We start from the raw sequence: 12,252 nt of genomic DNA, 5'->3' as shown, positions 1-12,252 counted from the left end.
CCATCGCGCCGATCGGCCCGCCGCGGCCGATCGCCTGGACGTGGCGAGGCCCCTGTTCCTTCAGGATGCGCTGAAGACCCTTGATCGTGTAGCCTTCGCCGTAGAGCAGGCGGCGGATGCCCTTGAGCAGGGCGACATCGTCCGGGCGGTAGTAACGCCGGCCGCCGCCGCGCTTCAGCGGCTTGATCTGGCTGAAGCGCGTCTCCCAGAAGCGCAGCACATGCTGGGGGATATCGAGATCCTCTGCGACCTCGCTGATGGTTCTGAAAGCATCGGGGCTCTTGGTGTCCAATTCGGCCTCTTCATTGCCGGCGTGGAACTCCAGGCTCACTCAGTCTCGCCCTCACCGCTCTGGCCGTTGATCCGGGCCTTCATCACGTTTGAGGGCTTGAACACCATCACGCGACGCGGCTCGATCGGCACCTCTACGCCAGTCTTGGGATTACGCCCGATTCGCTCGCCCTTGTCTCGCACCACGAAGGAGCCGAACGAGGACAATTTCACGTTTTCCCCACGCGCGACCGCGTCGCAGATCTCGTCGAGCACCGCCTCGACGAGCTTGGACGACTCCGTCCGCGACAATCCGATCTTCTGGTAGACCGCCTCGCACAAATCCGCGCGCGTCACCGTTTGCCCCGACATTCCATCCTCCAAGGCGGCGCTGGGCCGGCGGCCGGAGCCGACGCCTCCGCGCCAATACGGACGCCGGACGCTAGGCGCCCCGGTCATCCCGGTCAATCCTCGACCCGCGTTCGGCGAGCCGGACAAGCGAGAATCTTGACAGTGAAAGGCCTGGAAACCTCGGTTTGGCGCGGATTTCGCTGTTCCCGCTCACCAGCGGATCAGCGCCGAGCCCCAGGTGAAGCCGCCGCCCATGGCCTCGATCAGCACCAGCTGGCCGGGCTTGATGCGGCCGTCCTTGTAGGCGTCGGCCAGCGCGAGCGGAATCGAGGCCGCCGAGGTGTTCCCGTGCCGGTCGACCGTGACGACGACATGCGCCGGGTCGATGCCGAGCTTGTCGGCGGTGGCGTCGATGATGCGGCGATTGGCCTGATGCGGCACGAACCAGTCGATATCGGCGCCGGAAAGCCCCGTCTGCTCGAAGGTATGGCGCACCGTCTCGGCGAGATTGTTCACCGCGTGGCGGAAAACCTCCTTGCCCTCCATGCGCAGCAGCCCGACCGTCTTGGTCGAGCCGGCACCGCCATCGACATAGAGCTTGTCCTTGTAGCGGCCATCGGAGCGGATATGGGTCGTCAGCACGCCGCGATCGGCCAGCGTGCCCTGCCCTTCCACCGCCTTCAGCACGAGCGCGCCGGCCCCGTCTCCGAAGAGGACGCAGGTGGCGCGGTCCTCCCAGTCGAGAATTCGCGAAAAGGTCTCCGCGCCGATGACGAGCGCGGTCGTCGCCCCGCCCGTCGAGAGGAACTTGTCCGCCGTCGCGAGCGCGAAGACGAAACCGGAGCAGACCGCCTGCAGGTCGAACGCGACGCCGCCGGTGATGCCGAGCGCCGCCTGGATCTGCGTGGCCGTGGCCGGGAAGGTATGGTCCGGCGTCGCGGTGGCGACGATGATCAGGTCGATCTCGGATGCGTCGATGCCGGCATCGGCGATCGCGTCCTGAGCGGCCTTCAGCCCCACCACGGAGGTCGGCTCGTCATCGGCCGCGATATGACGCTGGCGGATACCGGTGCGCTGGACGATCCAGTCGTCGCTGGTGTCCACCTGCGTGGCGAGTTCGGCATTGGTCAGGATGCGGGCCGGCAGATACGAGCCGCAACCGATGATCTGTGAGCGCAACTTCGACAAGGAAACCGTTTCCCTACTGGGCGTCGGCGGGCTGCGCAGCAGGCAGCTCGGGGCGCGTGCTGGCCGCGACCATCTCGCGGACCTTGGCCATCAGATCCTCGCGCGCCATCTCGTAGCCGAGTTCGGCGGCGCTGGCGAAGCCGATCGCATCCGTGCCGCCATGGCTCTTGATGACGATGCCTTCCAGCCCCAGGAAGACCCCACCATTGGATTTGCGCGGGTCGAGCTTTTCGCGCAGCGCCGCAAAGGCGCCCTTGGCGAAGAGATAGCCGATCTTGGCCATCAGCGAGCGGTTCATCGCCGCGCGCAGATAGGAGGTGATCTGGCGGGCGGTCCCCTCGGCCGTCTTCAGGGCGATGTTGCCGGTGAAGCCTTCCGTGACCACCACATCGACCGTGCCCTTGCCGAGGTCGTCGCCCTCGACGAAGCCGTGATAGGCCATATGCGGCAGGTTGCTCTCGCGCAGAATGCGGCCGGCTTCCTTGACCGCCTCGACGCCCTTGATCTCCTCGACGCCGACATTGAGCAGCCCCACCGTCGGCCGGTCGAGATCGAGGACGACGCGGGCCATGGCGGCGCCCATCACCGCAAGATCGACGAGATGGCGGGCATCGGCCCCGATTGTGGCGCCGACATCGAGCACGATGCTCTCGCCGCGCGCGGTCGGCCACAGGCAGGCGATGGCCGGCCGGTCGACCAGCGGCATCGACTTCAGGCAGAACTTGGACATCGCCATCAGCGCGCCGGTGTTGCCGGCGGAAACGGTGACGTCCGCCTCGCCGGTCTTGGTGGCATCGATGGCGCGCCACATGGAGGATTTGTAGCGGCCATAGCGCAGCGCCTGGCTCGGCTTATCGTCCATCTTCACCGCCACCTCGGTGTGATGGAAGGTGGTGACGGCCTTCAGCTTCGGATGCTGATCGATCAGCGGCAGCACTTCCTTTTCGTCACCGAAGATGACGAAGCGCGTGTCGGGCCGCCGTTCCAGCATCAGCGCGGCGCCCGGGATGACGACGCTCGGGCCGTGATCTCCGCCCATCGCATCGAGCGCGATTGTAACCGGTCGTGTCATGGAGTTCTGGTGTGTCCCGGAAGCGGCCGACCTTCCATTCCGGGCGGCTCTGTGGCGGCCGGACAATAGCGGTTTGCGGCAAGGCCGCAAGCCGCCCAAGGCGTGGTGGGCTGTTCAATCATCGTTGCGATCCGTGACCGGGCGGGCGGCACCGGCCGGTTCAGGGCTCGTCCCGCTTCAGCTTTGCCAAGGCAGCGAAAGGCGACGGTTCGGGCTCGGCACTGGCCGGCGGGGCGAAGCTGACGCCCGGTTTGCGCGGATAGGGATCGAGCGCCAGAGCCAGGAATTCGAGCGTGATGGCGCCGAGATCGATGACACCGTCGGTGATGGGCTCGGGCGGGTCCGCCTCGTTCAGCATCACCTCGATATCGATCTCGCCCTCCTCCTCCCGCTCGGGACGGACGGCGAAGATCGGATCGGTGTCCGGTACCATGTCGAGCTTCAGCGGCACGTCGAGCGCGACGGGAAAGGCATCGAGGGTGACGACGCAGATCTGCTGGATCTGCGCCCTGATGCGCCCCTCCAGCTTCACACGCTCGCCATTGCGGGACAGATCGTAGCGGGCATCCAGCTTCTCGAGCGCAGCCAGCCCCAGGCTTTTGGCGATCGGGGCGAGTTGCGAGGCTTCGGCGCTCACCGTCGCTTGCGTGCCGCGCGGACGAATCGTTTCCACACGAACCGGATGGCTGAGCAGCGGGGATGCGCGGTCAGACGTCATGAACGGCCTCCTTGCCGTGAAAGACGGGGAAGAGCGGCTCCTTCTCCAGAACGCCGCCGAGATCGCAGCCAGCGAGGCCGGCCGCAGCGGCTCGCAGATAGGCGGAGAGGACGGCCGGATCGGCGCTGGGGGCCGCGTTGCGGCCCAGCGCTTCGTCGAGCGCCGCTGCATCCTGCGCAGAGAAGCCGGCCTCATAGGCCTGCAGGCGGCCATAGAACATCTGGCCGATCTTCTTCATGCGCTTGGGCACGGCGATGTCGCTGACGCCGCCATTGCGGAATCCCAGTTCCAGATAGGCGAAGCAGGCATCGATGAGATCCTGCGCCAGATCGTCGGCGGGGGGCGGCAGTTCGCGCAAGCGCCGCAGCACCACGAACATGTGCAGCGCCAGCGCCTCGAAACGCCCCTCGAAGCTGTCGGGGATGCCGCCGTCGATATAGAGCGCGGGCCGGCGCGAGGCTTCGGCGATGCGCGCGAACAGCGCCTCGGCCGGCGCCCGGCGGCGCGCCCGCTTTCCAAACCAGCCGAAGATCACCGGATTTCCTCCATCCGGCGCCTTCCGCGATGTCCTCGCCTTGCCAAAGCCATCCTCGGGCGTTACGCCAACCCTCACCCCTTTGACAAGCGGCATGGAGCACGGCGCTCCGGCCGCCCGGCCTTCGGATCGTGCCCGCATGACCCATATCACCCGCCGCACGGCTCTGCTCGGGGCCCTCGCGACAACCTCTCTGGCGCTGGCCGGCTGCGGCCCGGATGCCGGCGGTTTCGTGCTGCCCACCTCGTCGGGCCTCAACGAGGAGTTCAAGCGCGGCTTCGTCATGGACGAGACGCTGGTCGGCCAGGTGAAGGTCGGCATGGATGTCCACAAGGTGCTGGAGATCCTCGGGACGCCCTCGACGACCTCGACCGTCGGCAACCGCACCTTCTATTACATCGGTCAGACCGTGCGCCGGCGCTTCCAGTTCCAGGACCCGCAGGTGATCGATCAGCAGGTGCTGGTGGTCTATTTCAACAAGGGCTTCAAGGTGGAGCGGATCGCCAATTACGGCCTGCAGGACGGCGTGATCTTCGATTTCATCAGCCGCACCACCCCGTCGGGCGGCGAGGAGCAGAGCTTCCTGCGCAACCTCTTCCGCGGCGTGACCAAGTTCAACCCGCTCGGCTGAGCGGAAACGTTCGGGACATGAAAAACCCCGCGGCTCGCGCCGCGGGGTTTTTCATGTGTGGAGCGCACGGGTTCAGGCGGGCTTCGGCCCGCGACGCTCCGGCAGCGTCATCGCCATCACCCCGATCACCACCAGCCCCAATCCGATCCAGGCCGTGGTGCCGAGACGCTCGCCCAGGAACAGGATGCCGATGGCGACGCCGATCGGCACGCGCAGATAGGACACCGAGGTCGTGCCGACCGAGCCCAGCGTGCGGATCAGACGGAAGTAGATCGCAAAGGCCAATGCCGTGCAGAAAACCGAGAGCGCCAGCAGCGCCAACAGCGAATCCGGCGAGGGCGACAGCATCCAGGGCCGGTCGATGACCAGCGAGGCCGGGATCAGGATCGCCGTGCCGCAGAGCATCGAACCGGCGGCCGGCAGCAACGGGTCCATGCCGGCGAAGTTGCGGCCGAAGAGCGCGGCACAGGCATAGGCGATCGTGGCGACGACGATGGCCATTTGCGGCAGCACCGCGTGACCCAGGCCGGAGAACGCATCCACGCCCACGATGAGCGTGATGCCGGCGAGCCCGGCGGCGACACCCAGCCCCTTGCGCCAGTCCGGGCGCTTGCCGGGAGCCGTGGCAAGCCCGATCAGGAAGACGAAGACCGGCGTCGAGCCGTTCAGGATCGTCGCCAGGCCTGCGTCGACACTGCGCTCGGCCCAGGCGATCAGCGTGAAGGGAAAGACGCTGTTGAACAGCGCCTGCATCAGAAAGCGGCGCCAGCTGCCCGCATCGCGCGGCAGCGACAGGCCTCTCCAACGGATGACGGCCAGCAGCACGAGCCCGGCGATCAGCGTGCGCGCGGCGATGAGCGTCACCGGCGGGATGGTCTCCACGCCGATCTTGATGAAGGTGTAGGAGCCGCCCCAGAGCGTGGCGAGCGCCAGCAGCAAAGCGAGATCGACGGCGCGGCCGGAAGTGGCGGGCGCGGCGGAATGAGTGGGTGTCGTCATGAAGGTCCATCCTGTTTCGGGAGGGACCATCGCAGCCAGGCAGCCTCGCCGCATCCACCGACGCTACGCTTTCGGCCGTAGTGAAGCGGCAGGCCGATGTTCAAAGCCTGATTCAATCCACCGGCACAAAGGCCTGACGGAACACAAAAAAGCCCGCGGCCGACGCCGCGGGCTCCCATGCCGATGAGCCCCCCTCAGCGATGCGCCAGGATCGCCAGCAGCAGCAGCGCGATGATGTTGGTGATCTTGATCGCCGGGTTCACGGCGGGGCCCGCCGTGTCCTTATAGGGATCGCCGACGGTGTCGCCCGTCACCGAAGCCTTGTGCGCGTCGGAGCCCTTCATGTGGCGCACGCCGTCCTTATCGACGAAGCCGTCCTCGAAGCTCTTCTTGGCGTTGTCCCAGGCGCCGCCGCCCGAGGTCATTGAGATGGCGACGAAGATGCCGGTCACGATGACGCCCATCAGCATGGCCCCGACCGCGGCGAAGGCGTTGTTCTTGCCCGCGATCCACTCGATCGCGAAATAGGTCACGATCGGCGCCAGAACGGGCAGCAGAGACGGCACCACCATTTCCTTGATCGCGGCGCGAGTCAGCATGTCGACGGCGCGGCCGTAATCGGGCCGGTCTGTGCCCTGCATGATGCCGGGCTTCTCGCGGAACTGGCGACGCACCTCCTCGACGACCGAGCCTGCGGCCTTGCCGACCGCCGTCATGCTCATGCCGCCGAAGAGGAAGGGGATGAGCCCGCCCAGCAGCAGGCCGACGACGACGTAAGGGTTCGACAGCGAGAAATCGACCGTGACTCCCTTGAAGTACTGGAAGGCGGTGGAGCCGGCCTTGTTGGCCTCGGAGATGAAGAAGTTCAGGTCCGAGGTGTAGGCCGCGAACAGCACCAGCGCGCCGAGGCCGGCCGAGCCGATCGCATAGCCCTTGGTGACGGCCTTGGTGGTGTTGCCGACCGCGTCGAGCGCGTCGGTGGAGTGGCGCACCTCCTTGGGCAGGCCCGCCATCTCGGCGATGCCGCCGGCATTGTCCGTCACCGGGCCGAAGGCATCGAGCGCCACGACCACGCCGGCCAGCGCCAGCATGGCGGTGGTGGCGACCGCGATGCCGAACAACCCCGCCAGCGTGTAGCTGACGATGATGCCGGCGATGATCACGATGGTCGGCGCCGCCGTCGCCTCGAGCGAGACGGCGAGGCCCTGGATCACGTTGGTGCCATGGCCGGTGACCGAGGCCTGGGCGATCGAGGCGACGGGCCGCTTGCCCGTGCCGGTGTAGTATTCGGTGATGACGACGATCAGCGCGGTGACCGCCAGGCCCACCATGGCGCAGCCGAAGAGCTTGCCCGAGGTGAAGGTGACGTTCTGTACCGTGGTGAAGGAGGCCGAGAAGCCGCCGAACATCGCGTAATTGACAGCCGCGATGGCGACGATGGACAGGACGCCCGCGCCGATGAAGCCCTTGTAGAGCGCACCCATGATCGACTGGTTGGCAGAGAGCTTCACGAAGAAGGTGCCGAGAATCGAGGAGACGATGCAGGCGGCGCCGATCGCCATCGGATAGAGCATCATCGTGCTGAGCACCGGCTGGCCGGCGAAGAAGATCGCGGCCAGCACCATGGTGGCGACCAGCGTCACCGCATAGGTCTCGAACAGGTCGGCGGCCATGCCGGCGCAGTCGCCGACATTGTCGCCGACATTGTCGGCATTGGTGGCGGGATTGCGCGGATCGTCTTCCGGAATGCCGGCTTCCACCTTGCCGACGAGGTCGGCGCCGACATCGGCGCCCTTGGTGAAGATGCCGCCGCCAAGGCGGGCGAAGATCGAGATCAGCGAGGCGCCGAAGCCCAGCGCCACCAGCGAATCGATCACCGTGCGGCTGGACGGAGAAAAGCCGAGCGAGGAGGTCAGGATGCCGTAATAGACCGCGACACCGAGCAGAGCGAGGCCGGCGACCAGCATGCCGGTGACCGCGCCGGCCTTGAAAGCGACGTCCAGACCCGCGCCGAGCGACTGCATCGCCGCCTGCGCGGTGCGGACATTGGCGCGCACGGAGACATTCATGCCGATGAAGCCGGCGGCGCCGGACAGGATCGCGCCGATGAGGAAGCCGATCGCCACCCATTGGCCGAGCAGCCAGAACAGCAGCGCGAAGAGCACGATCCCGACGATGCCGATCGTCAGATATTGCCGCTTGAGATAGGCCTGCGCCCCCTCGGCCACCGCGCCGGAGATTTCCTGCATGCGCTGGCTGCCGGCGTCACGCTTCATGACGTCGCCATAGGCCCATATGCCGTAGGCGATCGACAACGCACTCAATAAGATGATGACGAGGAGAGCTGACATTCGATTTCCTGACCCTAAAGGCGTTGCCGGCGGGAGCGCTACCGCTCCTCGTTCTGCAGCGTTGGACGTCAGGCAACGAAAACGAGCCCAGAAAGACTACAAGGCTCGCTCCGCGTCGCCAGTGTCAGGCGAATTTGTGGCAAGTTTCGCGCAGAAGCGCAAACTTCGCCGCTTACAGATTTCGTCGGATGTCAGGCGTGCGACGGCGCATCAGAGAGGGATGTCGCGATTGACGTTCTTATAGAGCAGGTAGCAGGCGTCGCCCTGCCCGGTCGGGTAGAATTGCTGCGGGCAATAGCCGCCCATCCAGATGAAGTCCCGCGCCCAGATCTCGTGCCAGTCACGGCCCAGCAGATAAAGACCCTGCCCTTCCAACATATAGAGCCCGTGCTCCATGACATGGGTTTCGACGGCGGGAAAACAGACGCCGGGCTTGAACCACATCAGGTTCATCTCGAAGTCGAAGCGCATGTCGCCATAGGGCAGCAGGAACTGGAAGCCGCGCCCTTCCATGCCGGTGTGGTTCGTCATCGGCACGGCGTCGCAATGCGAGAGGATCGGCTCCGGCATGGAGAAGCCCGGCGCGGGCTCGTAACGCTTGCGCAGGGCAAGCACGTCCGCGCGCCCCTCTCCGGCGTGGCGCAGAGTGAAGCTGGTGCCGGGCGGCAGATAAGCAAAGCCGCCGACGCCCAGACTCCGGCTTTCGCCGCCTTCCACGGACAGGGTCACCTCGCCCGCCAGCACGTAATAGAAGTGCTGGATGTCCTGCTCCGCGAAGGCCTTGGGCATGCCGCCGCCTTCCGCGATCTCCAGCACATATTGCGCGAAGGCCGCGCCCATGACCGGCGCGGTCAGGATGCGCGCGATCGTGTTCTGATATTGCGGCAGCCGGCTGACCAGCACGCCTTCGGGCGGCATGAAGGCATAGTTGCGCTCCACGACGCCCCGGTTATGGCCGATCGCGCCGGGCGGAACGCGACCGGTCGCGGCAGGAAAGGAACGATGGCTCACGGCAGGCCTCCCCGTCAGAGGGCAGCCGGCGCCGCCTTGCGCTGGGAACGCTGCCAGGCGACCAGGCAGAGCGCAACCGCCACAGGCGGGAAGACCATCCAGTTGACGATATCCCAGCCGCCATGGCTCACGAGACCGCCCGATGAGAAGGACGCGATCGCTACTGAGCCGAAGACCAGGAAGTCGTTGGCAGCCTGGACCTTCACGCGCTCCTCGGGCCGGTAGCAGTCGGTCACCAGCGAGGTCGCGCCGATGAAACCGAGATTCCAGCCGAGACCAAGCAGGACAAGCGCGATCCAGAAATGAGCGACGCTGAGGCCGGAGAGGCCGATCACCGCGGCGAGCGCCGTCAAGGCGAGGCCGGCGATGGTGACCGTCTCCTTGCCGAAGCGCCCGATCAGGCGGCCAGTGAAGAAGCTGGGGCCATACATCGCCAGCACATGCCACTGGATGCCGAGCGCGGCGTCCCCCACCGAATGGCCGCAGGCGACCATGGCGATCGGCGCAGCGGTCATCACGAAGCTCATCAGCCCATAAGCGACGAGGGCGGCGATGACGGAGGCGACGAACCGCGGCTGGCGCATGATCTGCCCGAGCGGGCGGCCGCGATCGGCCTGCACGGCCATGACGGGCGGTGCCTTCAGGCGCGAGACGATCAGGATCGCCAGCAGGGCGAGCGTGCCCTGCGCGAGGAAGCTGGCGGCGAACGGCGCCTCCGGCGTCAGATCGCGCGTCCAATAGACCGATTGCGGCCCAATGATGCCGGCGGCGAGGCCGCCGAGCATGACCCAGGAGATGGCGCGCGCCTTGAAGGCGGGGCTCGCCGTATCGGCGGCGGCGAAGCGATAGCTCTGCACATAGGCGCCGTAGAGCCCGCAGATGAAGGTGCCGAGGCAGAACAGGGCGAAGCTGCGCATCACGATGCCCGTCGCCGCGATGCTGGCACCGCAGGCGCCCACCAGGGCGCCGATCAGATAACCTCCACGGCGGCCGAGGCGACGCATCAGCATGGCGGCGGGGATGACGCCGGCGGCGATGCCGAGCTGCAGGAGGCTGACGGGCACCGTCGCGAAGGTCTTGTCGGCGGCGAGCTGCATGCCGACGATCCCGCCGAGGGAGACCACGATGGCAGGGTTGGCGCCGCCCAGTGCCTGCGCGCCGGTGAGGATCAGCGCATTGCGCTTCGCGAGAGCGTCGCCGTCCGAGATCGCTTCCTCCCGTGCCATCGCCAAGGTCATCGCCACGCCGCTCCGCGGCGCCCGCGCGCCGTCATCTCACCGAGCGGTCACGTGCCGCTCAGAAATGCGCATAGGAGCCGGTGCCGAAGCCCTGCTCCGCCCCCGCCCCCCGATAGCGCACGCCGTCCGCCGCCGCGGTGACGCGGCCGATGGCGGCGAGAGGAACGCCGATCTCCGCAGCCGCGGCAACCAGAGCAAAAACTTCTGCATCCGGCGCCGTGCAGAGAATTTCGTAATCGTCTCCGCCGGTCCAGGCCAGTTGCGCCAGCGAAGGATCGGCCATGAGCGCGGCGCGGGCCGGGCCGGAGAGCGGCACGGTGTCGAGGTCGATCTCGGCCCCGGTTCCGGCGACCTTCAGCAGCTTGGCGAGATCGCCGACGAGCCCGTCGGAGATGTCCATGGCGGCGGAAGCATACTGCTGCACCAGCTGGGCGAGCTGGTGGCGGGGCTGCGGATGCAGATAACGATCGGCCAGGAAGGTCCGCTCCTCCTCGGTGAGCCCGGCGACCCAAGCCGGTGCATCGGGGCCGTGAACCTTCAGCCCCAGAGCGGAATCGCCGATCGTGCCGGAGACCAGCACGGTGTCGCCGGGCTTGGCGCCGCCGCGCCGCACCATCCGCCCGGCCGGAACCGTCCCGAAGGCGGTGATCGACAGCGTCAGCGGGCCGGCAGTGGAGACGGTATCGCCGCCGATCAGCGGGCAGGCGCCCTCTTTCGCAAGCCGGCCAAGGCCCTGGGCAAAGTCGGCCAGCCACGATTCCGTCCAGTCGCGCGGCAGGGCGATGGTGAGAACGAAGCCTTCCGGCCGGGCGCCCTTGGCGGCGAGGTCGGAGAGATTGACGGCGAGCGCCTTCCAGCCGATCGCGGCCGGCGGATCATCCGGAAAGAAATGAACGCCGGCGACCAGAGCGTCCGCCGTAACGACCACTTCATAGCCGCGGCCAGGCCTCAGTAGCCCGGCATCGTCGAGAAGGCCGAGCCCGCCGGGTGCGGCGAGCGGCGCGAAATAGCGCGCGATGAGATCGAACTCGCCGGGGCGATTCATCGGCGTCAACCTAACTCCCTGTCCCCGCTTGCGGTGGGGAGGCACAGCGCTCCATCCGGTTCGGTCCAGCCCCCAACGTCTTCACGCCCGCGCGGCGTCGAATTCGTCCGCGCGGAACTCGCGGGCCATTCGGTCGAGCACGGCATTGACCATGCCGATCTCCTCGCCCTCATAGAAGGCGCGGGCGACGGCGACATATTCGGAAATGACGGCGCGGGCCGGCACGTCCTTGCGGAAGGCCAGCTCGTAGGCGCCGGCGCGGAAGATCGCGCGCACAACCGCCTCGACCCGCTTCAGCGGCCAGCCCTCGGAGAGAAGTCGGTCGACCGTGCGATCGACCAGCAGCTGCTCGCGCACGACGCCGCCCAGAAGGTCGCGGAAGAAGGCGATCTCGGCCTTGGGCAGCTCGATCTCCTCGACCTCCTGGCCGATCCAGAAGGCCTCGAACTCGGCCATCGCCTCGGTGACGCCTCGGCCGCCGATTTCCATCTCGTAGAGCGCCTGGACAGCCGAAAGCCGGGCCCCGCGGCGCATATCCGCGCGACTCATTCCGGCTGCTCCGTCTCGGCGGCGGCGAGCGAGCGCTTGTAACGCAGCACGGAAAGCGCCGCCTCGGCCGCGCCGCCGCCCTTGTCCATCTCGGAGCGATTGGCGCGCGCCCAGGCCTGCGCCTCGTTCTCGACGGTGAGGATGCCGTTGCCCAGCGGCAGGGCGAAGGCGACCGACAGATCCATCAGCGCGCGCGAGCTTTCGCCGGCGACGATATCGTAATGGCCGGTCTCGCCGCGGATGACCGTCCCGAGCGCGACCACGGCCTCGTAGGGATCGACCGACTCGTCGGCG

The 12,252-nt window shown here is 67.2% G+C and carries 14 protein-coding genes; 1 reads left to right on the top strand and 13 read right to left on the bottom strand.

Annotation, left to right across the window (positions count from 1 at the left end; genetic code table 11):
* From ACOJTB_RS08915 to ACOJTB_RS08890, 6 genes are all read right to left on the bottom strand, one after another.
* On the bottom strand, positions 1 to 331 hold a 331-nt coding region (locus ACOJTB_RS08915), incomplete at its 3' end, for a MerR family transcriptional regulator (RefSeq protein WP_420102174.1).
* A complete protein-coding gene (locus ACOJTB_RS08910; protein WP_420102173.1) occupies positions 328 to 642 on the bottom strand; it encodes an integration host factor subunit alpha in 315 nt (104 codons plus the stop codon). The genes ACOJTB_RS08910 and ACOJTB_RS08915, both read right to left, overlap by 4 nt.
* Before the next feature lie 189 nt (positions 643 to 831).
* The gene (locus tag ACOJTB_RS08905) at positions 832 to 1,809 is read right to left on the bottom strand and encodes a beta-ketoacyl-ACP synthase III (protein WP_420102172.1); all 978 of its coding nucleotides are present in this window, start codon (positions 1,807 to 1,809) and stop codon (positions 832 to 834) included.
* 13 nt (positions 1,810 to 1,822) lie between these two features.
* On the bottom strand, positions 1,823 to 2,881 hold the full coding sequence (gene plsX / locus ACOJTB_RS08900; protein WP_420102171.1) for a phosphate acyltransferase PlsX: 1,059 nt from the start codon (positions 2,879 to 2,881) through the stop codon (positions 1,823 to 1,825).
* Positions 2,882 to 3,041: 160 nt separating this feature from the next.
* On the bottom strand, positions 3,042 to 3,599 hold the full coding sequence (locus tag ACOJTB_RS08895) for a YceD family protein (protein WP_420102170.1): 558 nt from the start codon (positions 3,597 to 3,599) through the stop codon (positions 3,042 to 3,044).
* Positions 3,589 to 4,134: a ubiquinol-cytochrome C chaperone family protein gene (locus ACOJTB_RS08890; protein WP_420102169.1), complete on the bottom strand. Its 546-nt coding sequence runs from the start codon at positions 4,132 to 4,134 to the stop codon at positions 3,589 to 3,591. Before ACOJTB_RS08890 ends, ACOJTB_RS08895 begins: the two co-directional genes overlap by 11 nt.
* A 139-nt stretch (positions 4,135 to 4,273) precedes the next feature.
* Between ACOJTB_RS08890 and ACOJTB_RS08885 the strand changes: the two genes are divergently transcribed.
* A complete protein-coding gene (locus ACOJTB_RS08885) occupies positions 4,274 to 4,765 on the top strand; it encodes an outer membrane protein assembly factor BamE (RefSeq protein ID WP_420102168.1) in 492 nt (163 codons plus the stop codon).
* A 72-nt stretch (positions 4,766 to 4,837) separates the two neighbouring features.
* On the opposite strand, the gene ACOJTB_RS08880 is transcribed toward ACOJTB_RS08885, so the two are convergent.
* The 7 genes from ACOJTB_RS08880 to ACOJTB_RS08850 form a co-directional block, all read right to left on the bottom strand.
* Positions 4,838 to 5,764, bottom strand: coding sequence for a DMT family transporter (locus ACOJTB_RS08880; protein ID WP_420102167.1), 927 nt, complete (start codon positions 5,762 to 5,764; stop codon positions 4,838 to 4,840).
* Positions 5,765 to 5,958: 194 nt separating this feature from the next.
* Complete coding sequence (locus ACOJTB_RS08875) at positions 5,959 to 8,115, bottom strand: sodium-translocating pyrophosphatase (RefSeq protein ID WP_420102166.1); 2,157 nt, start codon at positions 8,113 to 8,115, stop codon at positions 5,959 to 5,961.
* Between the two features lie 210 nt (positions 8,116 to 8,325).
* The gene (gene allE, locus ACOJTB_RS08870) at positions 8,326 to 9,126 is read right to left on the bottom strand and encodes a (S)-ureidoglycine aminohydrolase (protein ID WP_420102165.1); all 801 of its coding nucleotides are present in this window, start codon (positions 9,124 to 9,126) and stop codon (positions 8,326 to 8,328) included.
* Positions 9,127 to 9,140: 14 nt separating this feature from the next.
* Entirely contained in the window at positions 9,141 to 10,364 is a 1,224-nt protein-coding gene (locus ACOJTB_RS08865) for an MFS transporter (protein ID WP_420102164.1), read from the bottom strand.
* Positions 10,365 to 10,422: 58 nt separating this feature from the next.
* Complete coding sequence (gene thiL / locus ACOJTB_RS08860) at positions 10,423 to 11,409, bottom strand: thiamine-phosphate kinase (protein WP_420102163.1); 987 nt, start codon at positions 11,407 to 11,409, stop codon at positions 10,423 to 10,425.
* An 81-nt stretch (positions 11,410 to 11,490) separates the two neighbouring features.
* Complete coding sequence (gene nusB, locus ACOJTB_RS08855; RefSeq protein ID WP_420102162.1) at positions 11,491 to 11,958, bottom strand: transcription antitermination factor NusB; 468 nt, start codon at positions 11,956 to 11,958, stop codon at positions 11,491 to 11,493.
* The coding region (locus ACOJTB_RS08850) for a 6,7-dimethyl-8-ribityllumazine synthase (RefSeq protein WP_420102161.1) at positions 11,955 to 12,252 on the bottom strand (298 nt) is incomplete at its 5' end. The genes nusB and ACOJTB_RS08850, both read right to left, overlap by 4 nt.

The organism is Allobosea sp. (genome assembly GCF_048595345.1).
Lineage (GTDB): Bacteria > Pseudomonadota > Alphaproteobacteria > Rhizobiales > Beijerinckiaceae > Allobosea.
The sequence above is the reverse complement of the archived record's forward strand: the minus strand, read 5'-3'. Positions and strand labels throughout refer to the sequence as shown.

Excerpts from the sequence above, each read along its gene's own strand:
- ACOJTB_RS08910 (WP_420102173.1), bottom strand. The coding sequence starts at position 642 with ATGTCGGGGCAAACGGTGACGCGCGCGGATTTGTGCGAGGCGGTCTAC.
- plsX (WP_420102171.1), bottom strand. The coding sequence starts at position 2,881 with ATGACACGACCGGTTACAATCGCGCTCGATGCGATGGGCGGAGATCAC.
- ACOJTB_RS08895 (WP_420102170.1), bottom strand. The coding sequence starts at position 3,599 with ATGACGTCTGACCGCGCATCCCCGCTGCTCAGCCATCCGGTTCGTGTG.
- ACOJTB_RS08885 (WP_420102168.1), top strand. The coding sequence starts at position 4,274 with ATGACCCATATCACCCGCCGCACGGCTCTGCTCGGGGCCCTCGCGACA.
- ACOJTB_RS08880 (WP_420102167.1), bottom strand. The coding sequence starts at position 5,764 with ATGACGACACCCACTCATTCCGCCGCGCCCGCCACTTCCGGCCGCGCC.
- ACOJTB_RS08875 (WP_420102166.1), bottom strand. The coding sequence starts at position 8,115 with ATGTCAGCTCTCCTCGTCATCATCTTATTGAGTGCGTTGTCGATCGCC.
- ACOJTB_RS08865 (WP_420102164.1), bottom strand. The coding sequence starts at position 10,364 with ATGACCTTGGCGATGGCACGGGAGGAAGCGATCTCGGACGGCGACGCT.
- thiL (WP_420102163.1), bottom strand. The coding sequence starts at position 11,409 with ATGAATCGCCCCGGCGAGTTCGATCTCATCGCGCGCTATTTCGCGCCG.
- nusB (WP_420102162.1), bottom strand. The coding sequence starts at position 11,958 with ATGAGTCGCGCGGATATGCGCCGCGGGGCCCGGCTTTCGGCTGTCCAG.